The 541-nt window shown below is 69.3% G+C and carries 1 protein-coding gene; it reads left to right on the top strand.

Annotation, left to right across the window (positions count from 1 at the left end; translation table 11 throughout):
• Positions 1-541, top strand: a 541-nt coding sequence (locus GVL52_RS31780; protein WP_160012699.1) for a diguanylate cyclase, incomplete at both ends; no start/stop codon positions are given.

Here is a 541-nt window from a genome sequence, read left to right as displayed (position 1 = left end):
GGAGCGGCGCACGGGCGACCGGCAGTTGCGGCTGCCGGTCGTGATCGGCTCGGTCGTGATCCTGCTGCTGGTCTTCTACATAGAGCCGATCACCCAGATCGCGCTGGCACCCTTCATGTTCCTCTCGATGGCGTACGGGCTGCTCACGCTCTCGCGCCGCACGGCGCTGCTGCTGTGCGGCGGCATCCTGGGGGGCTATGCGCTGGTGGTGTCCGCGCACTACCTGGAGCGGGACGACACCGCGCTGCTGCGCCTGGAGGTACTGCACTTCATGGCGCTGGCGCTGGCCCTGCCCGCCTACGTCCTGCTGATGGGCCGCGTGCGCGTGCTGCACCGGCTGCTGCAGAAGACCAGCCACGAGATGCGCTCCATCGCCGAAAGCGCGCGCCTCGACGTGCTGGGCTGCCTGAACCGCCGTTCCATCCTGGCCGCCCTGGAGGAGCAGAAGCAGCTGGCCGACGAGAGCGGCATCCCGCTGTGCCTGGCGGTGGTGGACCTCGACCACTTCAAGCGCGTCAACGACGAGCTGGGCCACCTGGGC

The sequence above is a fragment of the Rhizobium sp. 18055 genome (assembly GCF_902706285.1).
Classification (GTDB): Bacteria; Pseudomonadota; Alphaproteobacteria; order Rhizobiales; family Rhizobiaceae; genus Rhizobium.
This window is presented reverse-complemented; position numbering and strand designations above follow the sequence as displayed.